Annotated in this window: 21 protein-coding genes and 1 pseudogene; 9 read left to right on the top strand and 13 right to left on the bottom strand. The window is 62.5% G+C overall.

What is annotated here, in order from left to right; translation table 11 throughout:
- Positions 1-95: 95 nt before the first annotated feature.
- Both AC3WQN_RS23460 and AC3WQN_RS23465 read right to left on the bottom strand, forming a co-directional pair.
- Positions 96-842, bottom strand: a pseudogene (locus AC3WQN_RS23460) (POTRA domain-containing protein); the annotation flags it as partial.
- Between the two features lie 196 nt (positions 843-1,038).
- Positions 1,039-2,571, bottom strand: coding sequence for a collagen-like triple helix repeat-containing protein (locus AC3WQN_RS23465; RefSeq protein ID WP_103400080.1), 1,533 nt, complete (start codon positions 2,569-2,571; stop codon positions 1,039-1,041).
- Positions 2,572-2,953: 382 nt separating this feature from the next.
- Between AC3WQN_RS23465 and AC3WQN_RS23470 the strand changes: the two genes are divergently transcribed.
- Positions 2,954-3,403, top strand: coding sequence for a DMT family transporter (locus AC3WQN_RS23470; RefSeq protein ID WP_103400079.1), 450 nt, complete (start codon positions 2,954-2,956; stop codon positions 3,401-3,403).
- Here AC3WQN_RS23470 and AC3WQN_RS23475 read toward each other — a convergent pair.
- Together AC3WQN_RS23475 and AC3WQN_RS23480 are read right to left on the bottom strand one after the other, a co-directional pair.
- A complete protein-coding gene (locus tag AC3WQN_RS23475) occupies positions 3,387-4,259 on the bottom strand; it encodes a MaoC family dehydratase (protein ID WP_103400078.1) in 873 nt (290 codons plus the stop codon). The two genes, AC3WQN_RS23470 and AC3WQN_RS23475, sit on opposite strands and share 17 nt — an antisense overlap.
- A 2-nt stretch (positions 4,260-4,261) precedes the next feature.
- The gene (locus tag AC3WQN_RS23480; RefSeq protein WP_103400077.1) at positions 4,262-5,614 is read right to left on the bottom strand and encodes a 3-oxoacyl-ACP reductase; all 1,353 of its coding nucleotides are present in this window, start codon (positions 5,612-5,614) and stop codon (positions 4,262-4,264) included.
- 118 nt (positions 5,615-5,732) lie between these two features.
- On the opposite strand from AC3WQN_RS23480, the gene AC3WQN_RS23485 reads away from it, so the two are divergent.
- The 3 genes from AC3WQN_RS23485 (at position 5,733) to AC3WQN_RS23495 (ending at position 9,597) form a co-directional block, all read left to right on the top strand.
- Positions 5,733-7,010 carry an acetyl-CoA C-acetyltransferase gene (locus AC3WQN_RS23485; RefSeq protein WP_103400076.1) on the top strand — a complete coding sequence of 426 codons (1,278 nt, stop codon included), beginning with the start codon at positions 5,733-5,735 and terminating at the stop codon, positions 7,008-7,010.
- 355 nt (positions 7,011-7,365) lie between these two features.
- Positions 7,366-8,259: a PA4780 family RIO1-like protein kinase gene (locus tag AC3WQN_RS23490; RefSeq protein ID WP_103400075.1), complete on the top strand. Its 894-nt coding sequence runs from the start codon at positions 7,366-7,368 to the stop codon at positions 8,257-8,259.
- A gap of 102 nt (positions 8,260-8,361) precedes the next feature.
- Positions 8,362-9,597, top strand: coding sequence for an MFS transporter (locus AC3WQN_RS23495; protein ID WP_371918496.1), 1,236 nt, complete (start codon positions 8,362-8,364; stop codon positions 9,595-9,597).
- Here the strand turns inward: AC3WQN_RS23495 and cueR are convergent.
- The 3 genes from cueR to AC3WQN_RS23510 all read right to left on the bottom strand — a co-directional run bounded on the left by cueR (position 9,551) and on the right by AC3WQN_RS23510 (position 12,861).
- On the bottom strand, positions 9,551-9,964 hold the full coding sequence (gene cueR / locus AC3WQN_RS23500) for a Cu(I)-responsive transcriptional regulator (RefSeq protein WP_095078260.1): 414 nt from the start codon (positions 9,962-9,964) through the stop codon (positions 9,551-9,553). The genes AC3WQN_RS23495 and cueR overlap by 47 nt on opposite strands.
- Positions 9,961-12,357, bottom strand: a complete 2,397-nt coding sequence (locus AC3WQN_RS23505; protein ID WP_103400073.1) for a heavy metal translocating P-type ATPase — start codon at positions 12,355-12,357, stop codon at positions 9,961-9,963. Before AC3WQN_RS23505 ends, cueR begins: the two co-directional genes overlap by 4 nt.
- A gap of 126 nt (positions 12,358-12,483) precedes the next feature.
- Complete coding sequence (locus AC3WQN_RS23510; protein WP_103400072.1) at positions 12,484-12,861, bottom strand: hypothetical protein; 378 nt, start codon at positions 12,859-12,861, stop codon at positions 12,484-12,486.
- A 146-nt stretch (positions 12,862-13,007) separates the two neighbouring features.
- Between AC3WQN_RS23510 and AC3WQN_RS23515 the strand changes: the two genes are divergently transcribed.
- Positions 13,008-13,205, top strand: a complete 198-nt coding sequence (locus AC3WQN_RS23515) for a heavy-metal-associated domain-containing protein (RefSeq protein WP_095078263.1) — start codon at positions 13,008-13,010, stop codon at positions 13,203-13,205.
- Positions 13,206-13,298: 93 nt separating this feature from the next.
- A complete protein-coding gene (locus AC3WQN_RS23520; RefSeq protein WP_103400071.1) occupies positions 13,299-14,492 on the top strand; it encodes a multidrug effflux MFS transporter in 1,194 nt (397 codons plus the stop codon).
- A 1-nt stretch (position 14,493) separates the two neighbouring features.
- Here the strand turns inward: AC3WQN_RS23520 and AC3WQN_RS23525 are convergent, their stop codons facing one another.
- Entirely contained in the window at positions 14,494-14,664 is a 171-nt protein-coding gene (locus AC3WQN_RS23525; protein WP_172736416.1) for a hypothetical protein, read from the bottom strand.
- A gap of 135 nt (positions 14,665-14,799) precedes the next feature.
- Positions 14,800-15,813: a zinc-binding alcohol dehydrogenase family protein gene (locus AC3WQN_RS23530; protein ID WP_103400070.1), complete on the bottom strand. Its 1,014-nt coding sequence runs from the start codon at positions 15,811-15,813 to the stop codon at positions 14,800-14,802.
- 117 nt (positions 15,814-15,930) lie between these two features.
- Between AC3WQN_RS23530 and vimR the strand changes: the two genes are divergently transcribed.
- Together vimR and AC3WQN_RS23540 are read left to right on the top strand one after the other, a co-directional pair.
- The gene (gene vimR / locus AC3WQN_RS23535; RefSeq protein WP_103400069.1) at positions 15,931-16,860 is read left to right on the top strand and encodes a transcription regulator VimR; all 930 of its coding nucleotides are present in this window, start codon (positions 15,931-15,933) and stop codon (positions 16,858-16,860) included.
- A 318-nt stretch (positions 16,861-17,178) separates the two neighbouring features.
- Entirely contained in the window at positions 17,179-17,913 is a 735-nt protein-coding gene (locus tag AC3WQN_RS23540; RefSeq protein ID WP_103400068.1) for an ArsR/SmtB family transcription factor, read from the top strand.
- Positions 17,914-18,096: 183 nt separating this feature from the next.
- Here AC3WQN_RS23540 and AC3WQN_RS23545 read toward each other — a convergent pair whose 3' ends face one another.
- From AC3WQN_RS23545 to AC3WQN_RS23560, 4 genes are all read right to left on the bottom strand, one after another.
- On the bottom strand, positions 18,097-19,050 hold the full coding sequence (locus AC3WQN_RS23545) for an adenosine deaminase (RefSeq protein ID WP_103400067.1): 954 nt from the start codon (positions 19,048-19,050) through the stop codon (positions 18,097-18,099).
- 313 nt (positions 19,051-19,363) lie between these two features.
- A complete protein-coding gene (locus tag AC3WQN_RS23550; RefSeq protein WP_103402303.1) occupies positions 19,364-20,722 on the bottom strand; it encodes an 8-oxoguanine deaminase in 1,359 nt (452 codons plus the stop codon).
- A gap of 186 nt (positions 20,723-20,908) precedes the next feature.
- The gene (locus AC3WQN_RS23555; RefSeq protein WP_095144852.1) at positions 20,909-21,595 is read right to left on the bottom strand and encodes an SDR family oxidoreductase; all 687 of its coding nucleotides are present in this window, start codon (positions 21,593-21,595) and stop codon (positions 20,909-20,911) included.
- A 25-nt stretch (positions 21,596-21,620) separates the two neighbouring features.
- On the bottom strand, positions 21,621-21,971 hold the full coding sequence (locus AC3WQN_RS23560; protein WP_095144853.1) for a MerR family transcriptional regulator: 351 nt from the start codon (positions 21,969-21,971) through the stop codon (positions 21,621-21,623).
- Positions 21,972-22,054: 83 nt separating this feature from the next.
- Here AC3WQN_RS23560 and AC3WQN_RS23565 point away from each other — a divergent pair, with 83 nt between their 5' ends.
- Positions 22,055-22,486, top strand: coding sequence for a hypothetical protein (locus AC3WQN_RS23565; RefSeq protein ID WP_103402302.1), 432 nt, complete (start codon positions 22,055-22,057; stop codon positions 22,484-22,486).
- The last annotated feature ends 138 nt before the right edge of the window (positions 22,487-22,624 follow it).

The raw sequence follows: 22,624 nt of genomic DNA on the forward strand, positions 1-22,624 counted from the left end.
CGCGCACCAGCGCGAGCAAGCTCGCTCGCCACGGGTCTCTCACCCGCTTCAAGCCTTTCTTAACTGAACAGCATTGCGCCATGAGCGGGTCGTTCTGTCTGTGCTGTCCTACAACTGGTAACTCCGAGCAAGGCCTGGGTGCCCTTGCGGTTGTCGGCGGTGGCACTCAGGTTGCTGGTGATCGGTTTGCGGCTGGCCTGGGCGATCAGGGACGTCGCCCCGTCGGTAGTTCCGGGGGGTGGTACCGAGGCTTGCAAGGTGATGCCTGGGATGCGGCTCATCAAAGTGGTGTAGCGCTCGAAGGTCTTGCGGGTCAGCGGCCGTTCGGCCTGTAGTTTGGCCACCAGTTGGTCGAGCCGCGCCCGGGAGCGTCCGACGTCGCCCTGCACTTGGTAGTCCTTGATGTAGCCCTCCACCAACACCACGCGAACCACGCCCTGATCGAACGACTGTTGCGGCAGGTAGGCATAGGACAACAGGTAGCCGTCCTCCTGATAGCGGCGGGTGATGCCACGGGTGGCTTCGATCAGTTCGGCGAGCGTGATTTCCCGCCCCAGCAGCGGCTGGTACGCCTGGCCCACTTCGTTCAACGGATAACGGGTCCCGCCTTCGATTTGCAGTTTGCGGATGGTGATTTTGGTGCCCATGGTCAAGGGTTGGGCCGAGGAGGGCGACGGTTCGGGCACTTTCAGTGGCGCGGCAGCGGGGCGGTAAGCGTCGGCAGGCAAGTTCGGTACAGGCAGGTTGCGGGTGGTTTCGTTGGTGTTGAGAAAGCTGGGCAGGGAATCGGCGTGGGCGTAGGTACAACAGGTGACTAGCAGCAAAGAAGCTAAAGCGCGCATAGGGCACTCCATGGTCAAGACCGTAGCAGCGCCAGTGGAACTTCGATCCGTTGTGCCCCTCAGGCTCTTGGGCGTGATGGAGGGCAACCGATGTCATGCTCCCAAAGAAAAAGGTGGAAGACTGAACGAGCCTTCCACCTCCAACCAAGCGTAGGCGCTGAAGAGGGGGCCGTCGGAACGGCCAGGTGCAATTTCGCTATTTGTTGCCCGTCACGCCGCCGGTGATGCCGCCAAGGACACCGGTCAGGCCGCCCAGGCCACCGTCGGTACCGGTAGCGGTGCCCGTGACCAGGCTGCCGGCAGCGCTGACCGTGGCGCCAGCAGTGGCGATCACGCTACCGGTTGCCGCAACCACCGGGTTGGGGGCTGCCGCCGTGACGGTAGTCCCGGCGGTACTGATTGCAGCGCCTGCCTGGCCAGCGAGACTGGCGATCGGAGTGCTCAGGCCGGTGGCGGTACCGACGGTCTGGGTCAGGCTGGTGACACCGCTGGTGACCGGGTTCACGGCAGCGCCGATAACGGCTCCGGCCGCGGCCAGTGGTGCAGTGGGGGCCGTGTTGGCAACACCGGAGCCGCCCAGGACAGGGCCAACCGCCGCCACCAGCGTACCGGCCGAACCACCGGTTACCGCCGTGGAGCTGACCAGGGTGTTGCTGTTACCGGCATTCAGCCCATTGGTGAGATTGAGTGCGGCACCGCCAACGGTTTCCAGCAAGCCGCCCCCCGAGCCTGTGCCGGTAGGCGCAGGCGTCAGGCCAGAGGCCGTTCCGACAGTCGAGGCCACGTTGATCAACGCCGTACCGGTGGTGTCGGTCAACGGGTTGCCGTTGCCGGCGGCGGTCACGTTGCTGCCGAGGCCCGAGATGGCACTGCTGACGCCATCGAGCAGGCCATCGACCGGAGCCGTCAGGCCGGTGGTGCTGGCCACCTTGCCGGTCAGGCTTTCAGTCAGGGTGACCACCGGAACCAGCATGCTGTTGCCGACTTTGTCGGTGAGCGAGCCCAGCGGACTGTTGCTGGTCACGGTGGTCAGGGTGTTGCCGAGCATGCTGACCTTTTCACCGGTACCGCCCAGCAGCGGCTCGACTTTGCTGATGAGGCTGCCCACCAGTGGAATGCCTTGTGTCGCGGTGGTCAGTTTGCCGCTGACATCTGTCACGCCGTCACCCACGTCGACGACGACATTGCCCACCACTGCGGTGGTTTTGCTCAGGGCTTTCGGGTCCGTGCCCAGGGTACCCAGACCGTCGGTCAAACTGTCACCTACGGTGTCGACCACATTGCCGGTGGTAGTGGTCACGCTTTGCACGACGCCGCCGACTACGGGAACCCCTGACACGGCGTCACCTACGTTGCTGACCCCATCACCCACACCATTCACGGTGGTGCCCAGGTCGGAGACCACGTTGCTGGTGGTCAGTCCGGGCGTGGTTGTGCCATCCCCGGTTCCGCCGCCGGTTCCACCTCCCGTACCGCCAGTTCCCCCAGTGCCTCCGCCGGTTCCTCCCGTTCCACCGATACCCGCGGTGCCGTCGCCGGTCCCGCCAGTGCCTCCTGTACCGTCACCGCTGCCGGAGCCATCACCCCCCGCAGTGCCTGCCGCGCTGTCTGGCGACGAACTGTCGGACGCGCTGTGATGACCGCCACCGCCGCTGCTACAGCCGGCCAGTGAGAGGCTCAGCACCAAGGCCAATGCAGTACTGGTTTTCAACAAAACGTGAGTGTTCATGAGTGAGTTTCCTTGCACCTGTCACAACTGTTTTTATTATCGAGGGCTTGCCGATTCTTATGCCGGCAATGCCTCGTCCGTTGTGTACATATCTAATGCAGGGGCTGTTTCACGCCATTCTCAACTTGGTATTAACAACTTATATACAAGGGTGGGGACCCTGCCTAACGACTAATATCGAGGGTGTGGTTTTTGATCGGGGCTTGTGGGAAATCCCTTTTAAATCAACAGGTGTGTGTTTCTGCTGGGCTGCGTGGTGGATAAAAAACTTAAGTGATATATATACAATTAACCATGTTGGGCCGAGCCGGATTAAACGGTGCCTACACGTTGGGAGTCGAGTGCGTATACTGCATCCCCAATCGATTCCCTGGAGAACATCATGCCGGCTCCCGTCTGGTGGTTACTGTGTCTGCCGTTTGTTGCCGGTGCGTTTTTACCGCTGCAAGCCGGCATCAATGGGCAACTGGCCAAACAGGTTTCCAGTGTGTTGGCCGCTGCGTTGATTTCGTTTTTTGTCGGCACCATGGCGCTGTTGCTGTTGGTGATGGTCCAGCGTGAAGCGCCGACATTGGCGGCGCTCAAGAGCCTGACCTGGTGGCACTGGAGCGGCGGTTTGCTGGGGGCTTTTTTCATCACCACCGCGGCGTTCGCCGGTCCGCGGATCGGTGCGATGCTGTTCATGGCGCTGGTATTGGCCGGGCAACTGGGCATGGCCCTGGCGCTGGATCATTTCGGTTGGGCAGGGTTTCGCGAGGCCCCCGTCAGCGCCGGCAAGATCGCCGGTCTGGTGTTGATTCTGGCCGGTATTTTTCTCATTCGGCGCGGCTAGGTCGGGCTATTGGCCGCCAGGTACCAAGCATGTGCTCAAGTTCCCCGGCACCGATCAATTTCAGCTCGCCATGGGCATCCGCGGCGCTGGCCAGCAAGACGACCTCGCTGGGTAGTCGTACGGGCTTTTTGAACTGCACCGTAATCTCGTAAGCCGAACCCGGCAGGTGGCCGCTGAGTGCGGCCAGTGTGCGCGCCTTGATCCACAACCCGTGGGCGATGGCCCGGGGGAATCCGAACAGCCTGGCGCTGGCGGTGCTCAGGTGTATCGGGTTGTAGTCCCCCGAGACCCTGGCGTACTGGCGGCCGATCTCGCCGGGAGCCCACCAGCGGGTCACTTCGCTCATGGGTGCAGTGGCATCCGCTGCTGGCTCGATGGCTTCGCTGGCCAACTTCACCCCTTTGCAAAGCATCTGGCTTTCGGCTTCCCAGAGCAGCCCCAGCGCGTCATCCACGCGAGTGATCAAGTCGAACGTTGCGCCCTTGGCGTGGGGTTGCAGGTTTTGCACCCGGACACTGACGCACACCCGGCTGACACCGCCCAAGGGCCGCAGCACACGGATACGATTGGCCAGGTGCACCAGCCCCAGCAGCGGGAACGGGAACGCCTTGTCAGTGAGTAACTGCAGTTGCAAGCCGAATGCCAGTACTTGGGGATAGGTTGGAGGCAGCAGGCCGCTTTCGGGAAAACCGCAGACTTTACGGTAGGCCGCCAAGTGACCGGCATCGACGCTGAGCCAGCAGCGCAAGCCCACATCAGGCAACTCGGTACCGGTGATTTTGCGGCGCGTCGCTGCCCGCCAATAGAGCGCCGACCAGTGGGGGGCGCTGTTCAACAATTGCCAGTCCGTCGCCATGATCAAGCCCCCAGTACGTTTTGCCCGCACACCCGCAGCGCTTGCCCGCTGACCGCGCCACTGCCCGGTTGGGCCAGCCAGGCCACGGCTTCGGCGACGTCCTGTGGAAGCCCGCCTTGCCCCAGTGAGCTCATGCGTCGTCCGGCTTCGCGCAGGGCGAAGGGAATATGCGCGGTCATTTGGGTTTCGATAAAACCGGGTGCTACGGCATTGATGCTGATCCCGCGCGCTCCCAGCAGCGGAGCCCAGGCCTGCGCCAGCCCGATCAGCCCGGCCTTGCTCGCGGCGTAGTTGGTTTGCCCGCGGTTGCCGGCAATGCCGCTGATCGATGCCAGCAGGATCACCCGTGCGTTATCGCGCAGGGTGCCGCTGTCGAGCAGCGCCTTGGTCAGCACTTGCGGTGCATTGAGATTGACCGCGAGCACCGCGTCCCAGAACTCCGGCGTCAGGTTGGCCAGGGTTTTGTCGCGGGTGATGCCGGCGTTATGCACCAGGATGTCGATGCCTTCAGGCAATTGTTCGACCAACCGGGTGGCGGCGTCTTCAGCGCAGATGTCCAGGGCAATGCTGTTGCCGCCCAAGCGTGCGGCGAGGGCGTCGAGATCGGCTCTGGCCGGGGGCACGTCCAGCAGCACCACATCGGCCCCGTCGCGGGCCAGGGTCTCGGCAATCGATGCGCCAATGCCGCGAGCGGCCCCGGTCACCAATGCCTTGCGTCCCGCCAGAGGTCGGGTCCAGTCCTGTACCTGTGTCGCGCAGGGATCGAGCCGCACGACCTGACCTGAGATATAGGCGGATTTGGGCGAGAGGAAAAACCGCAGCACGCCTTCGAGTTGTTCTTCAGCGCCATCGCCGACATACAGCAACTGCAGGGTGCCGCCGCTGCGCAGCTCCTTGGCCAGCGAGCGGCTGAAGCCTTCCAGTGCACGTTGGGCGCTGGCGGCAAACGGGTCGACCAGGGTCTCGGGAGCCCGGCCGAGAATTACCAGGTGCGCGCAGTGATCGAGATTTTTCATCAGTGGCTGGAAGAACTCGCGCAGCGCGTTGAGCTGCCCGGTGTGCAGCAGGTCACTGGCATCGAAGACCACGGCCTTGAGCTTGGGCCCGTGGCCTGGAATCCAGGCCTGGGCCACCAGCGGTTCCGGTCCGTAGCCGTAGATTTGCTCGGTGAGTTTGCTGGCCAGTGCGCCGACCCTCTGTGCCAGCGGGCCGCCGCCGATCAGCAACGCACCCTCGACCGGCCTGAGGCGACCGGCTTCCCATCGCTCCAGTCGAACCGGCGACGGCAGGCCCAGGGCACCGACTACACGGTGGCCGAGGGACGAGTTGGCGAAGTCGATATAGCGGTCTGACATGGAACACGCTCCGGCAGCAGGGGTTCAACGTGTGGACCCTGCCTGGTGATCAATCGTTCGATCCACGAGATAAGGCCTACGCTTGTGGGGTGTGGCTTTCACAGAATAGGAGCTTTTCATGACTCAGTTGCGCCGCGTGGCAATCATTGGCGGTAACCGCATTCCGTTTGCCCGCTCCAACGGCCCCTACGCCAACGCCAGCAACCAGGCGATGCTGACCGCCGCGCTCGAAGGCCTGATCGAGCGTTACAACCTGCACGGGTTGCGCCTGGGGGAAGTGGTGGCGGGGGCGGTGCTGAAGTTGTCGCGGGACATGAACCTGACCCGCGAGTGCGTGCTTGGCTCACGGCTGTCAGCGATGACGCCGGCCTATGACATCCAGCAAGCCTGCGGTACAGGCCTGGAGGCGGCGTTACTGGTGGCGAACAAAATTGCCCTGGGGCAGATCGACTGCGGCATTGCCGGTGGCGTCGATACCACGTCGGATGCACCGATCAGCGTCAGCGAAGGCCTGCGCAGGATTCTGCTGCAGGCCAATCGCGGGAAAACCACGGGCGACAAGCTGAAAGCCTTCCTGCAATTGCGTCCCCGGCATTTGATCCCCGAGTTTCCGCGCAACGGTGAGCCGCGCACCGGTTTGTCCATGGGCCAGCACTGCGAGCTGATGGCGCAGACCTGGGGCATTGCGCGCGCCGAGCAGGATCAACTGGCCCTTGAGAGTCATCAGAAACTGGCCGCCGCTTACACTGAGGGCTGGCACAAGGATTTGCTGACGCCATTTCTGGGCCTGACCCGCGACAACAACCTGCGCCCGGACGTGACCCTGGAAAAACTGGCCGCGTTGAAGCCGGCCTTCGAAAAAAGCACCCTGGGCACCCTGACCGCGGGTAATTCGACGCCCCTGACCGACGGCGCCTCGGTGGTGTTGTTGGCCAGTGAACAATGGGCGCAAGCGCGCGGCTTGCCGATCCTTGCGTATTGGCGCGACGGTGAAGCGGCGGCGGTGGATTTCGTCAACGGTGCCGAAGGGCTGTTGATGGCACCGGTCTACGCTGTACCCCGGTTGCTGGCACGCAATGGCCTGAGTTTGCAGGACTTCGACTACTACGAAATCCATGAGGCCTTCGCCGCACAAGTGCTCTGTACCTTGAAAGCCTGGGAGGATGGGGACTACTGCAAGACCCGGCTTGGCCTCGATGCGCCCCTGGGCGCCATCGACCGCAGCCGGCTCAATGTCAAAGGCAGCTCCCTGGCGGCCGGGCATCCGTTCGCGGCGACCGGCGGGCGGATTGTCGCCAACCTGGCCAAGCTGCTGGAGACGGCAGGGCAGGGGCGTGGCCTGATTTCGATCTGCGCTGCCGGCGGCCAGGGGGTGACCGCAATTATCGAGCGCTAAGGGCCGCGCCCCTTGGTTGCTTACCCGGCAGGCGACGGAGGTTGGCGTCATGTTCGGCCACAGTCTCAGCCCAACGCCCGGGAGCGTGAAACGGTACTCCATTCGAGAAAAACCCTACGAAGAGTAGGCTGCTGGATCTCTGACGCTGTCGCCAATACCTTCTGAAACGGTGGTCAACAGGCTGCGGAGTCTCAGCTATGATTTCCATCGGCCGACAGGGTTAACCCGATAAATCTGGCACATTGAGTGCGTCCACACGGTTCATAGGTCGGCAACCCCTCCCCGCCGTGAGAGGATTGCCGTATAACGAGTGACATTCGCGTGTTTGGTAATAAAGGACCCACAATAAAAGCTGATGAAGACTCCAAAACGCATTGAACCCCTGATCGAGGACGGTCTGGTTGACGAGGTGCTGCGCCCACTCATGAGTGGTAAAGAAGCAGCTGTTTATGTGGTGCGCTGCGGCAATGAGTTGCGTTGCGCCAAGGTCTACAAGGAGGCGAACAAACGAAGTTTTCGTCAAGCGGCCGAGTATCAGGAAGGCCGTAAGGTGCGCAACAGCCGTCAGGCACGCGCCATGGCCAAGGGCTCCAAGTTTGGCCGTAAAGAAACCGAAGATGCCTGGCAGAATGCCGAGGTCGCGGCGTTGTTTCGTCTGGCCAGCGCCGGCGTGCGAGTGCCCAAGCCGTTCGACTTCCTGGAAGGCGTGCTGCTGATGGAACTGGTGGCCGACGAGTACGGCGATGCCGCGCCGCGTCTGAATGACGTGGTGCTGGACGCCGATCAGGCACGCGAGTATCACGCTTTCCTGATTTCTCAGATCGTGCTGATGCTGTGTACCGGACTGGTGCACGGTGACCTGTCCGAGTTCAACGTGCTGCTGACGCCGAACGGCCCGGTGATCATCGACCTGCCGCAGGCGGTGGATGCAGCCGGTAATAACCACGCATTCAGCATGCTGGAGCGGGATGTGGGCAACATGGCGTCTTACTTCGGGCGTTTTGCCCCCGAGTTGAAGCGCACCAAGTACGCCAAGGAAATGTGGGCCCTGTATGAAGCAGGTACCCTGCACCCGGCCAGCGTCCTGACCGGTGAGTTCGACGAACCGGAAGAGCTGGCGGACGTCGGCGGTATCATGCGTGAGATCGAGGCCGCGCGCCTGGACGAGGAGCGCCGCCAGGCGGTTCGCGCCGCAGACGATGCACCGCCAAGCAAGGCCGAAGAGCCGCCTCCACCGTGGCTGCAGTGATCGGTTGAATCAAGAACCCGGCCTCGGCCGGGTTTTTACTGTGCGCCCGGCGCTCTCCGGCAGACTGATGACATTCGAAACACCCCACACTCAAGGATGAATGTGAACACTCAACCCACGCCCCGGCAATCCAGTCGCAATGCCCACCTGATCATCGCTGCGCGCCTGGTCTCGGATTTTGGTGCGTTTCTCAACATGGTGGCGCTGGCCACTTACGTGTACCTGCTCAGCAACAGTGCCATGAGCGTCGGGATTTTTCTGGCCAGTCGCGTGGCCGGCGGGATCTTCGCCAGCCTGATCGGGACGACCTTCTACCGCCGCTTCAGCGGACGCTCGCCCCTGGTGGTCTTCGATGTGCTGCGCGCCGGGTTGCTGCTGTTGCTGGTGTTGCTGCCGGTGGCCCAACACGCGCAGCTGTTGCCGCTGATCGCGTTCGGCCTCGGGCTGGGCAACTCGATGTTTGCCATCGGCCTGAACAGCCAGCTGCCGAACATGGTCAGCGCCGATCAACTGCTCAAAACCAATGCCTGGCTGACGTCGGCGTCCTCGGGCGCGATGGTTGCTGGCAGCCTGGTATCGGGTTTGCTGGTGGCGGGTTTTGGTTTTGACGCGGTGTTCGCGTTGAACATTGTCACTTACCTGCTGGCGGCGCTGTTCGTGTTGCCGTTGCGCTTTCCTGCGCCAGAGGTCCGCGCGCAGCCCGAGCGCAGCAATGGTGAATGGGCTGCTTTGCGCGATGGGTTACGCAGTACGCCGGTGATCGCCGCGATGCTGGTGTTGTCCATGGCCGACACCTTGGGCAGTGCCGCGCACAACGTCGGTTTTCCGATCATTTCCAGGCTGTTGACGCCCGAGTCGGCCAGCACCACGTTGGGCCTGATGCTGGCGGTATGGGCCTGCGGCAAGTTGATCGGTGCGCGCATCGCCAGTCGCCTGCCAGGCTCGGAGAACGTCAATCTGGAGCGGCGGTTCTTCTTCGGCGTGCTGTTGATGTCCAGCGGCTTCATCCTGATGTTCCAGCAACAGAGCCTCTATGGCTTGCTGCTGTTCGCCCTGCCGGCAGGATTGGGCGACGGCTTTTCCGAGGTCGGCCTGATGTCGCGCCTGCAGCGTGAGCCGGACCACCTGCGGTTGCCGGTTTTCAGCTTCCTGACCCTGCTGCAGATGACCGGGTTCGGCGTCGGCATGTTGATTGCCGCGCCCTTCTACAACCTGTGGTCACCGGGTGGGGTGGTGGCCCTGTTTCACGGGATTCCCCTCGGCACCTTGCTGGTGCTGAGGGGATTGGCACTCAGGGGCGAGCGGGTTCGGCGCAGCAGCCAGAGGCCAGCTCCTTGAGGATCGGGCAGTCGGGGCGGTGATCGCCCTGGCAATGTTCCACCAGATCCTGCAGGGTGTCGCGCAACTGGCCCAGCTCACGGATTTTCTGGTTCAGCTCATCGATGTGCTGGCGGGCCAGTGCCTTGACGTCGGCGCTGGCCCGTTGGCGGTCCTGCCACAAGGTCAGCAGCTTGCCGACTTCTTCCAGGGAAAACCCCAGGTCACGTGAACGCTTGATGAATGCCAGGCTGTGCAGGTCGTCATCGCCATAGAGGCGGTAGCCGCTGTCGGTGCGATGGGCCGGCTTGAGCAGGCCGATGGACTCGTAGTAACGAATCATCTTGGCGCTCAGGCCACTGTGCTTGGCGGCTTGGCCGATGTTCATTCAATGTCCTCCAGGTCTTTGGGCTTCCAGGTCTTGAGCAGTAGCGCATTGCTCACGACGCTGACGCTGGACAGGGCCATCGCCGCACCCGCCAGCACCGGGTTGAGCAGGCCAAAGGCGGCCAGCGGAATCCCGATCAGGTTGTAGACGAAGGCCCAGAACAGATTCTGGCGGATCTTCGCGTAGGTCTTGCGACTGATTTCCAGCGCCGCCGGTACCAGCCGTGGGTCGCCGCGCATCAAGGTGATGCCGGCCGCATGCATGGCCACATCGGTGCCGCCGCCCATGGCAATGCCGATGTCTGCCGCGGCCAGCGCCGGTGCGTCGTTGATACCGTCGCCGACCATGGCCACCACGCCGGTTTTTTTCAGCTCGGTGACGGTCGAGGCTTTCTCGGCCGGCAACACTTCGGCGTGGACGTTGCTGATCCCTAGCGCTGAAGCGACGACCTTGGCGCTGCCACGATTATCGCCCGTCAGCAGGTGACTGCCGATGTGTTGCGCCTTCAACTCGCCAATCGCCTGCAGCGCACCGGGCTTGAGGGTGTCGCCAAAGGCGAACAAGCCCAGCACCCGTGGCTCGGGGCTTTGTTCGATCAGCCATGACAGGGTCCGACCCTCGGCTTCCCAGGCTGCGGCCGAGTCAGCCAGCGGGCCGGCACTCAAGCCGCTTTCTTCCAGCAGGCGGCGATTGCCCAGTGCCAACCGACGGCTGTCCAGGGTGCCGGCAATACCACGACCGGTCAGCGACTGGCTGGCGCTGACGTCGGCCACCGGCAAGTCGCGCTCGGCGCAGGCGTCCAGCACCGCTTTGGCCAGCGGGTGTTCGCTGCCGCGTTGCAGGGCGCCAGCCTGTTGCAGCAGGCTCGCTTCATTACCATCAATGGCGCTCAGATGAGCGATGCGCGGGGTGCCGGACGTCAGTGTGCCGGTCTTGTCGAAGACCACCACGCTGACCTCATGGGCCCGCTCCAGGGCTTCGGCGTCCTTGATCAGAATCCCGTGGCGTGCGGCTACTCCCGTACCGGCCATGATCGCGGTCGGCGTGGCCAGGCCCAGTGCACATGGGCAGGCGATCACCAACACGGCAACGGCGTTGATCACCGCCGTTTCCAGGGGCGCACCGTACAGCCACCAGCCGACCAGTGTGGCCAGGGCCAGGAGCAAGACCACCGGTACAAATACCTGGCTGACTTTATCCACCAGTTTCTGAATCGGTGCCTTGCCGGCCTGGGCGTCCTCCACCAGGCGAATGATGCGCGCCAGCACGGTTTCAGCACCCAGTGCCTGGGTGCGTACCAGCAACCGGCCCTCGCCGTTGATGGCGCCACCGGTGACTTTGTCACCGGGCTGCTTGGGCACGGGAAGGCTTTCGCCGCTGATCAGGGCCTCGTCGGCATGACTCTGGCCTTCGACCACTTCGCCGTCCACCGGGAAACGTTCGCCGGGTTTGACCAGCACCAGATCACCGAGGCGCAGGGCACTGATAGCGACGTCCTGTTCGCGGCCGTCCACCACTTGAATCGCCCGCTCCGGGCGCAAGGCTTCCAGGGCGCGGATAGCGCTGGCTGTCTGGCGTTTGGCGCGGCTTTCCAGGTACTTGCCCAGCAACACCAGGGCGATCACCACCGCCGAGGCCTCGAAGTACAGATGGGGCATGCTGTCGGCACTGGCCGTGGCCCACAGGTAAATGCTCAAGCCGTAACCGGCGCTGGTGCCCAGGGCTACCAGCAAGTCCATGTTCCCCGCACCGGCCCGCACGGCCTTCCAGGCCGCGACATAGAAGCGTGCGCCGAAAACGAACTGCACCGGAGTCGCCAGGGCAAACTGCACCCAGGCCGGGAGCATCCAGTGCAGGCCAAAGGGTTGCACCAGCATCGGCAATACCAGCGGCAATGCCAGGACAACAGCCAGCAGTACGCTCCAGCGCTCACGGTGCAGGCGCTGTTGCTGATCGTCGCTAGAGGATTGTTCGGCTTGCCAGACGCTGGCGGTGTAGCCAGCCTTGCTGACCGCGCTGATCAACCGCTGCGGATCGACCTGGCCGAGCAACTCCAGGTGGGCACGTTCATTGGCCAGGTTGACGCTGACGCTCTTGACCCCGGCCACCTTGTTCAAGGCGCGTTCGACGCGACCGGCGCACGAGGCGCAGGTCATGCCGCCAATGCTCAGCTCAAGGCTTTGCGCGGGCACGCTGTAACCGGCTTGCTGCACCGCTTCCATGAGTGCCGGCAAGCTGTCCGGGGGCGCCTGGACACGGGCTTGCTCGGTGGCCAGGTTGACGCTGACTGCGCTGGCACCGGTCACTTTGCTCAGCGCGCGCTCCACACGCCCGGCGCAACTGGCGCAGGTCATGCCAGCGATCGGCAGGTCGAAGGTGGTGGAATCGGACATCGGTCTTACTCCCTGTAGAAATGACCTACAGGATCAACCTTGCCATGCTGGCAAGGTCAAGCGCCAATCTTTAACGGGTGCGATCCTTGTCGCCACGGTCGTCCGGCAGCGACGACAGGGGTGGGCTCAATAGCCGAGCCCGGCCTTTTTCAGGTACACGCCTTGCCCATTCATGGCGATGCGGTACTTCTGGATGTCGCCGGCGCGCAAGGTGATGTTTTGCGAACCGGGGGGCAGCATTCCCGGATTGCAGCCCGGCATTTGGCTCGGGAGCAGTTTGAGGCGCAGGGAGAAGGTGCCCGGCGGCAAGTTGAACGAGGTGCTCTGTTCCTGGAACAGGCGCGCCGACAATTGATCCTGGATGTACACGCCAATCTCGCATGAAGTCGCGACTTCCAGGCGTTCGCGAGAAATGATCAGCACGCCGTAGTCTTCAGCGTTGGCCGAGGGGGGGGCGGCGAAAAGACCGAGCATGCCAAGTAGGCTGAAAACTGACCAGCGCATGGCTGAATCTCCTGCTGTTAATTCATCAATGACGCAGCTTGGCCGAGCGCGCTGCCGATTGCCAGCCCGGCCGATCACAGCAGAACTTGACCTTGCCATGGTGGCAAGCTCGAGACTGCCCTCAATCTCATCAAAGGAGCTGCCTCATGCAAGTATTCAACGTTCAAGGTATGTCGTGCGGTCACTGCGTCCGGGCCATTACCCAGGCGCTGCAGGCCAAGGATCCAGCGGCGAGCGTGCGGGTCGACCTGGCGGCGAAAGAGGTTGGGGTCGAGAGTCAGTTGACCGCCGACCAAGTGATCGAACTGATCAGCGAAGAAGGTTACGGGGTCAAACTGGCCTGAAGATTTTTGTTAGTTAGCGAGCTATCGGAATGTTCAAGGCGTTCAGGCGCGGCTAGACTGTCGGGCTGCCGACTGACGTAACCTGGACGCCTGATGAACATCCGTACCATTTTGATTCTTGGCGCCCTGAGCGCTTTCGGGCCGCTGGCCATCGATTTCTATCTGCCGGCTTTTCCGGCCATGGCGGCGGCTTTTGGTACGGACGAGAAGCACGTCCAGTTGACGTTGGCGTCCTACTTCCTCGGCCTGTCGATCGGTCAGTTGGCATACGGTCCGGTGGCTGACCGTTTTGGTCGGCGCATTCCATTGCTGGTGGGCGTCGCCTTGTTCACCCTGGCGTCGCTGGTGTGTGCGTTTGCGCCAAGCCTTGAGTGGTTGATCGGCGCACGGTTTGTCCAGGCCCTGGGCGGTTGTGCCGGGATGGTGATTTCCCGCGCGGTGGTCAGCGACAAGTGCGATGCGGTGGGGTCGGCGAAAGTCTTTTCACAGCTGATGCTGGTGATGGGATTGGCACCGATTCTGGCGCCGATGCTGGGCGGGTTGCTGGTCAACCTGCATGGCTGGCAGTCGATCTTTATCGCATTGACCCTGTTCAGCGCATTGTCGGCCCTGGCGGTGGCGCTGGGGTTGCCGGAAAGCTTGCCGGCCAACCAGCCGCGTCAGCCGTTGTCAGGCGCGTTGCGCCAGTACGGTCGGTTGCTTTCGGACAAGGTGTTCCTGGGGCATGCCTTGACCGGTGGCATTGCCATCGCCGGGATGTTTGCCTACATCGCCGGCTCGCCCTTTGTGTTCATCAAATTGTACGGCGTTCCCCCCGAGCATTTCGGCTGGCTGTTCGGCAGCAACGCGGCGGGCTTCATCCTGGTGGCGCAACTTAACGCACGGTTGCTGTCCCGGCGTGGACCGGCCTTTCTGCTGTCGCGTACCGTCTGGATCTACCTGACGGCGGGCCTGGCCTTGCTGGCGGTCTGCTCACTGCATACCGAGCAGTTGTGGCCGGTGCTGATCCCACTGTTCATCTGCATCTCCAGCCTGGGCTGCATCATTCCCAATGCGTCGGCGTGCGCCATGAGCGGGCAGGGCGCGCGCGCCGGCAGCGCCTCGGCGATGCTCGGCTGTTTGCAGTTCAGCGTGGCCGCCGGTGCGTCAGCGTTGGTGGTGGTGCTGCACGACGGCACGGCGGTGCCCATGGCGATGGTCATCAGCCTGTGCGGGATTCTGGTGGTGAGCGTTGCGATGCTCACCCGTCGACTGCAACTGGCCCGGGCAGCACAAACCGTGGCGTGAGTCAGCCAGCCGCGCGTTGTTGGTGTTCCGGGAGGCGATGGGGGGCGTGCAATCGGGCCTCGAGGGTCGAGGTAAAGGCGCGGGCTTCTGCTTCAGAGCGGAAGTTCACTGTCTGGTCGTCCAAACGGACTTGCCATTGGGATTTCGCCAGTTCTTTAATCAGGATCTTCATTGCTGACCTCCGTGCTTAATGATTGCACTGCAGAGGTCACGATTGTAGTCCTGAATCCACTCGCCGTTCTGATGTAGATCAACTCTCTGACTGACGGCTAACGACCGCGCCTGGCAGGCTGCGATCGCCTGATCCTCAGAAGCCCTCGAGCACGATCTTGCCCTTGGACGTGCCGCTTTCCAGCAGTGCGTGGGCCCGACGCAGGTTGGCCGCATTGATGGTGCCGAAGTGTTCACCGACGGTGGTTTTCAAGATGCCGGCGTCGATCAGCTCGGCCACTCGGTTCAGCAACTTGTGCTGCTCGAGCATATCGGCGGTTTCGAACAACGAGCGGGTGTACATGAACTCCCAGTGCAGCGACAGGCTCTTGCGCTTGAGCTGGGTGATGTCCAGTGCCTTGGGGTCATCGATCAGCGCGAGTTTGCCTTGCGGGGCCAGGGCTTCGACCAGTTGGGCGAAATGCTGGTCCGTCTGGGTCAGGCTGGCCACGTGAGTCACCTGTGGGTGACCGGCACGCTTGAGTTCGTCACTCAGCGGCTGGCTGTGATCAATGACCAGGTCGGCTCCCAGTTCGCTTACCCAGTTGCGGGTTTGCGGGCGGGAGGCGGTACCGATGACGGTCAAGGCGGTGAGCTGGCTGGCCAGTTGGGTCAGGATCGAACCCACGCCGCCCGCGGCGCCAACGATCAGCAGGCTTTGCCCCTCATCGGTCTTGCCTTCGCGCACCTGCAGGCGTTCAAACAGCAGTTCCCAGGCGGTAATCGCGGTCAACGGCAGGGCCGCCGCTTCGGCAAACCCCAGTGAGCGGGGCATGTGGCCGACAATCCGCTCGTCCACCACATGCAACTGGCTGTTGCCACCGGCGCGGGCAATGGAGCCCGCGTAGTAGACCTTGTCACCGGGCTTGAACAGGCTTGTCTCGCTACCAACGGTCCTGACCACGCCGGCCACATCCCAACCCAGCACTTTGGCGGCGCCGTCTTCAGGGCAGACGTTCTGGCGAACCTTGGTGTCCACCGGGTTGACGGAGATGGCCTTGACGTCCACCAGCAGATCCCGTGGGCCGGCGACGGGCTCCGGCAGTTCGATGTCTTGCAGGGCGTCTGGGTCGCTGATGGGCAGGCAGGTGTAGTAGGCGATGGCTTTCATGGCATGGAAGGCTCGGTTGTCATGGGATGGCACCGATCATTGGCTATTTCTCTTAAAGATAAAAGCCGCTAAAAGAGCAGTCTCTTTCAATGAATTTTTTATAATGCGGGTGAGTGGATGCTGCGTTTCGATGACTTGCAGGTGTTTGTACGGGCCGCCGATCTGGGCAGCCTGTCAGCGGCAGCGCGCGGCATGGACATGTCGGCGGCAGTGGCCAGCGCGGCGTTGAAACGTATCGAGCAGCAACTGGGGGCGCGTCTGTTGGCTCGATCGACCCGCAGCCTGCGGTTGACGGCCGAGGGTGAGGGGTTCCTGGAATATGCCCGCTCGGCGCTGAGCCAGCTGGATGAGGGGCGGCGCTTGCTCGCCAGTGGACAGGATCAGGTCAGCGGCGTCTTGCAGCTGTCGGCCCCCTCTGACTTTGGGCGCAATCTGCTGTTGCCGTGGCTGGACGAGTTCCAGCGCGATCACCCGAAGTTGACGGTGCGCCTGCTATTGGCTGACCGGATTGCCGACCTGTTCCGCCAGCCAGTCGACATTGCCCTGCGTTACGGTGAGCCGGAAGACTCAAGCCTGGTGGCATTGCCCATTGCCCCGGACAATCACCGGGTGCTGTGCGCCGCCCCGGCCTACCTCGCACGGTGTGGCGAGCCGCGTCAGCTGGAGCAACTGGCGCAGCACAATTGCCTGCTGTACATGCTCGGCAGCCGGGTTCACGACCATTGGCGCTTTCATGACGGCAAGCGGGAAGTGAGCCTGACGGTCAATGGTGATCGCTTCAGTGATGATGCGGATGTGGTGCGGTTATGGGCGCTCGCCGGTGCCGGAATTGCCTATAAGTCCTGGCTGGATGTCGCCGCTGATGTGTTGGCCGGACGCCTGAAGGTGCTGATGCCTGAGTTGTCGGGCGAACGCGCGCCGCTGAATTTGCTGTGCGCCCATCGTGCTCAATTGAGTAAGCCGGTGAACCTGCTACGGGAAATGCTCAAGAGGCGGTGCGCGCAATTAACCAGTGATTATTCGACAAGATTTGTCGATTGTCGGTAATCCGCTTCATATAGGGAAATTTCTCGCAGGCGCTATCTCCTTCAACGGTTTTCCCGGGGCAGGAACCGCCGATCATCGCGCTTATACTAGTCGCCCGCCAGAGTCGGCACTGTTGTCAGCGAACAGGCCAGGCCGTGCTTGAGTCCCCGGATCCTCCTGCGGATCGTCAGCGGCGCGATTTCAGGATTTCGAGGAAGTTTGCTTATTCGTTGGTTATTGAGCCCGGTTTTTGGCGGGTATCACGCCTTTTCCGGTATCACATTACTGGTCAAGATGTCCCCCGAGCAGTAGACAAATGATTCAACAGGGAGTGAATACATGGAACATGCACCTTGCATCAGCCAGATTGCCACCTTACTGGCCGACCCGAAGCGTAGCGCGATGATGTGGGCCTTGATGGACGGTACTGCACGGCAATCCGAGGAACTGGCGTTGCTGGCAGGTTTATCCCCGTCATCGGCCAGTGCTCACCTGGGACGTTTGTTCAGCGGCGGACTGTTGAAAGTCGAGGCGCGAGGACGAAAGCGCTTCTTCCGACTGGCCGCTCCCGAGATCGGCGCGGCGGTCCAGGCACTGGCGAGTGCCACACTGGCCAGCTCGCCAGGCAAGATTGCCCCCGTGTTCAAGCGCGCCAGCCCATTGGCCAGTGTCCAGGCAGCGCCCGCTTCGTTGCTGCGCGCCAGGCTCTGTGAAGAGCATCTGGGCGGAACCCTGGCGGCGGACCTGTTCCAGCGGTTACTCGACGCCGGCTGGATCGAACAGCTGGATAAGCGCGTCACGGTGACTCCAAAGGGTGCCAGGCAGCTGGCGACCCAAGGGGTGTTCATTCAGGCATTGGCACGTAGCCACTCGCACGTGGCCTGCGCTTGCCCCGACTGGAGCGAGCGTCGGCCGCATCTGGGCGGCACGCTGGGTGCAGCGCTGTTGCAACTGTTCATCCAGTCTGGCTGGTTGAGTTTGCCCAACGACTCCCGAGCCCTGATGGTGACGGCGGCAGGTGCGCGTGAGCTCGAGCGGTTCGCCAGAGAAACCGAGTTGGAGCTGGCGCTCTAGCGATACCCGAGGCCGGCGTCTGTGCTGCGGGTACAGACGTCGCTCAGGACTGTAAAGCGGCCCCGACATGATGGTTGCAGTCTTTCAGATAAAAACCGACGACCTGCTTTGTGGCTGCTGCGCGAGCAAGAGAGCAAGCCCTGAGATCAAGGCAATTGCTCTCGCATCGGTTTGCAGTGCGCCTCAGGGTTTCACCAACCGTGCATCCAGGCTGTTCTGCGCCAGGCGCCGGGCCTGGTCCTGGGTCATGCCCAAATGGGTGTGCAAGGCATGGAAGTTCTCGGTGACATAGCCGCCGAAGTACGCCGGGTCATCGGAGTTCACGGTGACCTTCACGCCCCGTTCGAGCATGTCGAGAATGTTGTGCTGGGACATGTGATCGAACACGCACAGCTTGGTGTTGGACAGTGGGCAGACGGTCAGCGGGATCTGCTCGTCGATGATCCGCTGCATCAGGCGCTCGTCTTCGATTGCGCGCACGCCATGGTCGATTCGCTGGATCTTCAGCAGGTCGAGGGCTTCCCAGATGTACTCAGGCGGGCCTTCTTCGCCAGCGTGGGCGACGGTCAGGAAACCTTCGCCACGGGCGCGATCGAATACGCGCTGGAATTTGCTTGGCGGATGCCCCATCTCGGAACTGTCCAGGCCCACGGCGATAAACGCATCACGGAACGGCAGCGCCTGGTCGAGGGTTTTCTGCGCTTGTTCTTCGCTCAGGTGGCGCAGGAAGCTGAGGATCAGACCGCTGGTGATACCCAGTTGCTGTTCGCCGTCCTTGAGTGCAGCGGCGATGCCGTTGAGCACCACTTCGAACGGTACGCCACGGTCCGTGTGGGTTTGCGGGTCGAAGAAGGGTTCGGTGTGAATCACGTTCTGCGCCTTGCAGCGCAACAGGTAGGCCCAGGTCAGGTCGTAGAAATCCTGGGAGGTGCGCAATACGTCGGCGCCCTGGTAATACAGGTCCAGGAATTCCTGCAGATTGTTGAAGGCATAGGCCTTGCGCAGGGTGTCGACATCGCTCCACGGCAGGGCGATCTTATTGCGCTCGGCCAGGGCGAACAGCAGTTCAGGCTCAAGCGAGCCCTCCAGGTGCAGGTGCAGTTCTGCCTTGGGCAGGGCGTTCAGCCAGTCGTACATGCTTCGAATCTCATCAGGTGCAATGGCGCCATTCTACAGAGGCTCGTCGCAACAATTGGTAAAACCTGACCAATCGGCTCATCACTCGGCGTCCTGTTCCGCCGATAGGCGCAGGCATCGGCCAGCCACAAACTATTGGGGCAGGGCAGGGCAGGGCAGGGCAGGGCAGGGCAGGGCAGGGCAGGGCGAAGAAGGGTACTGAATAACCGATCCACGCCCAGCGGGCCGATGACCCGCTGGGCGTGGACAGATACCGGTCATTGCTTCAGCGCGCCATCCTGTCGCCAAGGTTCAGCACAACGACGGCGTGCGGTCAGACGCCGGCGATCAGTTGCCGTGCGGCCTGGCTGTGATCGGCAATCAAGCCTTTCAGGTCCAGCCCTTCAACCTGGCCGTCGATCACTCGCCATTTACCGCCAACCATTACCCGGTCCGCGCGATCGGCACCACACAGCAACAACGCCGAGACCGGGTCGTGGCTGCCGGAGAAACGCAACTCATCCAGTTTGAACAAGGCCAGGTCAGCTTGTTTGCCCACGGCCAGTTCGCCAATGTCGGTACGGCCCAACAGTTTCGCCGACCCACGGGTGGCCCAGCCCAGTACCCGCTCCGGAGTGATTTTCTCGGCCCCATAGCGCAGGCGCTGAATGTACAAGGCCTGACGGGTTTCCAGGATCATGTTCGAGGCATCGTTGGACGCCGAACCATCCACTCCCAAGCCCACCGGAGCGCCGGCATCGGTCAGCTCCAGGGTTGGGCAGATGCCCGAGGCCAGGCGCATGTTCGAGCTTGGGCAATGGCAGATGCCGGTACCTGCCGCGCCGAGGCGGGCGATTTCGTCGGGGTTGAAGTGAATGCCATGGGCCAGCCAGGTGCGGGGGCCGAGCCAGCCGACGCTGTCCAGGTAATCCACGGTACGCAGGCCGAAGCGCTGCAGGCAGAAGTCTTCTTCGTCGAGGGTTTCAGCCAGGTGAGTGTGCAGGCGTACATCGAGCCTGTTCGCCATTTCGGCGCTGGCGGACATGATTTCGGGTGTGACCGAGAACGGCGAGCAAGGCGCGAGGGCGATCTGGATTTGCGCGCCCTCACCGCGCTCGTGGTATTCGGCGATCAAGCGCTGGCTGTCGGCGAGAATGACTTCGCCTTCCTGCACGGTCTGCTGCGGCGGCAAGCCCCCGTCCTTTTCACCGAGGCTCATCGAACCCCGGGTCAGCATGGCGCGCATCCCCAGTTCGCGTACGGCGTCGACTTGCACGTCGATGGCGTTTTCCAGGCCATCGGGAAACAGGTAATGGTGGTCAGCGGCCGTGGTGCACCCCGACAGCAGCAGTTCGGCCAAGGCTACCTTGGTCGCCAGCGCGAGCTTTTCCGGGGTCAGTCGGGCCCAGACCGGGTAGAGGGTTTTCAGCCACGGGAACAACGGCTGGTTGACCACCGGTGCCCAGGCGCGGGTCAGGGTCTGATAGAAATGGTGGTGGGTGTTGATCAGCCCCGGCAGGATCACATGCTCGCGGGCATCGAAGATCTGTCCACAGGGAGTGGCCGGTTGCTGGCCTTGCTTGAGTACTTCGACGATCACGCCGTCTTGCAGCACCAGGCCGCCACAGGCATCGAGGTCGTTGGCCGTGAAGATGGCGAGAGGGTTTTTTAACCAGGTACGGGTCGCGGGCATTTTGCCGGCTCCTCTGAAAGTTGGGTTCAGGTTCGCCAGCTCAGTGTTGCCCTGTCTGCTGATCCAGGGTCGCCGCGGGGGACGAGGTGCGCAGTTTCGATCAAAAGCACGTTGCGGGCAAGCCTGGCCCGACAGGACGATGAATACCTGTGGGCGCAAACGTGCCCCCACAGGGGATGGCGGTGTTTACCAGGGAATGGTCTCGCCCTTGTAATTGATGAAGTGATGCCCACCCTTGCCGGCGTAGTCATTGACCTGATCCACCAGCCCGCGGGTGCTGGTTTCCACATCCAGGTCGGCCCCTTCACCGCCCATATCGGTCTTCACCCAGCCCGGATGCAGCGACAGCACGGTCAATTGCTGCTCGCCCAATTGGCTAACGAAGCTGTTGGTCATCGAGTTCAGCGCGGCCTTGCTGGCCTTGTACAGCGCCAGTTCCGGGGCGTCAGGCATGGTCACGCTGCCCAGTACCGAACTCATGAACGCCAGCACGCCGCTGCCTTCGCGTATCTGTCCGACAAAACGCTGGGCCAGGTTGATCGGCGCCACGGCGTTGGTGAAGAACAACTGACCGACTTCGGCCAGTGTCGCGCCACCGGGTGTCTGTACGGCAGGCCCCTTGACGCCGGCGTTGACGAACAGCAGGTCGAACACCTGGCCCTTGAGTTGTTGGCTGAGGGCGATCACCGCTTGTTGATCGTCCATGTCGAGCTTCTCTATTCGTACGTCACCCAGCGCTTGCAGTGCCTCGGCGTTGTGCGGGTCGCGCACGGTGGCGGTGACTTGCCAGCCGTCGGCCAGCAAGGTCTTCACCAACCCGAGGCCCAAGCCCCGGGAGGCACCGATGATCAATGCGGTTTTTGCCGTAGACATGAATGGCTTCCTTGAGAAAAGAGGGTCATGGGTTCAGTGGACAAGGTTGTCCCAGCCGTTGTTGCAGTTCAAGACGCAACTCACCGAGTTCGGCGATGCGGGTTTCGATGAGCGCCAGTTTGTCCTGGAGGAGTTGAGTCACCGCGTTTTCCGGATCCTTGGCGTGCCAGAGCGCGGCGACACTGCTGCCGATCTCGCCAAGGGTAAAGCCCAGGCGTTGGGCGGTCTTGATGTAGAGCACCAGTTGCAGCATTTCCTCGGGGTAGTCGCGGTAACCATTGGCGCTGCGTTGGGCGGCGATCAGCCCGCGCTGCTCATAGAAACGCAGGGTATCGCGGCTGACGGCGCTGGCCAGGGCTAATTCACCGATACGCATCGTCGAGACTCCAGAGAGGGTTGACCTTCGAGCATAGTCCAGGCTTTAGCCTTGGTGTTCCTTGAATCATTGGAGTGAGCGAAATGTGGACGACTGAACAGTATCGCCGACTGGTACGCGGCAGCGCCTGGTACGACCTGATCGTGATGGCTGCGTTTGTCACGCCCTGGAGTTTCAGCGCGTTGCACGGCCTGTTGTCGGCCTTGAACCAGGCGCTCGGCCTGCCGGGAAGCTTTCCGCCGTTTGAACCGACGCACTTGCTGATGGCGAATCTGTTGGGCTCGATTGTCTGCGTCTGGTCGGTGCTGCGGATTCGTGATCCACAGCCGTTGTATGGCCGCTATGACGCGGTTGGTCGGTTTCTGTTTGCGGCCTGGCAGGTCTATGCCTTGCTCCATGGCGCAACAGTGTTGCTGGCGGTTTTTCTGGTCTTCGAGTTGGCGTGGGGTGTTGCCCAGGCATTGCCTGTGAAGCAGGCATCACGGACAAGCCTCGTGGCTGAAGGGGCGCACTGATCGCAGGCACCCAGGGCTTGTTTCGAATGCCCGGCCTGCCCCGGCGCATACAAACGTGTGCGCACGGCGCCGCGGTTTCGCTCAAGCGCGTGCGGCATTTTGCATCCACAGGTGGCACCACTTCGGGGCGAGGTGCGA

It is taken from the genome of Pseudomonas sp. FW300-N1A1, from assembly GCF_058789115.1.

Coding starts and splice junctions, on each gene's coding strand:
- AC3WQN_RS23465 (WP_103400080.1), bottom strand. CDS start 2,571: ATGAACACTCACGTTTTGTTGAAAACCAGTACTGCATTGGCCTTGGTG.
- AC3WQN_RS23470 (WP_103400079.1), top strand. CDS start 2,954: ATGCCGGCTCCCGTCTGGTGGTTACTGTGTCTGCCGTTTGTTGCCGGT.
- AC3WQN_RS23475 (WP_103400078.1), bottom strand. CDS start 4,259: ATGGCGACGGACTGGCAATTGTTGAACAGCGCCCCCCACTGGTCGGCG.
- AC3WQN_RS23480 (WP_103400077.1), bottom strand. CDS start 5,614: ATGTCAGACCGCTATATCGACTTCGCCAACTCGTCCCTCGGCCACCGT.
- AC3WQN_RS23485 (WP_103400076.1), top strand. CDS start 5,733: ATGACTCAGTTGCGCCGCGTGGCAATCATTGGCGGTAACCGCATTCCG.
- AC3WQN_RS23490 (WP_103400075.1), top strand. CDS start 7,366: ATGAAGACTCCAAAACGCATTGAACCCCTGATCGAGGACGGTCTGGTT.
- cueR (WP_095078260.1), bottom strand. CDS start 9,964: ATGAACATCGGCCAAGCCGCCAAGCACAGTGGCCTGAGCGCCAAGATG.
- AC3WQN_RS23505 (WP_103400073.1), bottom strand. CDS start 12,357: ATGTCCGATTCCACCACCTTCGACCTGCCGATCGCTGGCATGACCTGC.
- AC3WQN_RS23510 (WP_103400072.1), bottom strand. CDS start 12,861: ATGCGCTGGTCAGTTTTCAGCCTACTTGGCATGCTCGGTCTTTTCGCC.
- AC3WQN_RS23515 (WP_095078263.1), top strand. CDS start 13,008: ATGCAAGTATTCAACGTTCAAGGTATGTCGTGCGGTCACTGCGTCCGG.
- AC3WQN_RS23520 (WP_103400071.1), top strand. CDS start 13,299: ATGAACATCCGTACCATTTTGATTCTTGGCGCCCTGAGCGCTTTCGGG.
- AC3WQN_RS23525 (WP_172736416.1), bottom strand. CDS start 14,664: ATGAAGATCCTGATTAAAGAACTGGCGAAATCCCAATGGCAAGTCCGT.
- AC3WQN_RS23530 (WP_103400070.1), bottom strand. CDS start 15,813: ATGAAAGCCATCGCCTACTACACCTGCCTGCCCATCAGCGACCCAGAC.
- vimR (WP_103400069.1), top strand. CDS start 15,931: ATGCTGCGTTTCGATGACTTGCAGGTGTTTGTACGGGCCGCCGATCTG.
- AC3WQN_RS23540 (WP_103400068.1), top strand. CDS start 17,179: ATGGAACATGCACCTTGCATCAGCCAGATTGCCACCTTACTGGCCGAC.
- AC3WQN_RS23545 (WP_103400067.1), bottom strand. CDS start 19,050: ATGTACGACTGGCTGAACGCCCTGCCCAAGGCAGAACTGCACCTGCAC.
- AC3WQN_RS23550 (WP_103402303.1), bottom strand. CDS start 20,722: ATGCCCGCGACCCGTACCTGGTTAAAAAACCCTCTCGCCATCTTCACG.
- AC3WQN_RS23555 (WP_095144852.1), bottom strand. CDS start 21,595: ATGTCTACGGCAAAAACCGCATTGATCATCGGTGCCTCCCGGGGCTTG.
- AC3WQN_RS23560 (WP_095144853.1), bottom strand. CDS start 21,971: ATGCGTATCGGTGAATTAGCCCTGGCCAGCGCCGTCAGCCGCGATACC.
- AC3WQN_RS23565 (WP_103402302.1), top strand. CDS start 22,055: ATGTGGACGACTGAACAGTATCGCCGACTGGTACGCGGCAGCGCCTGG.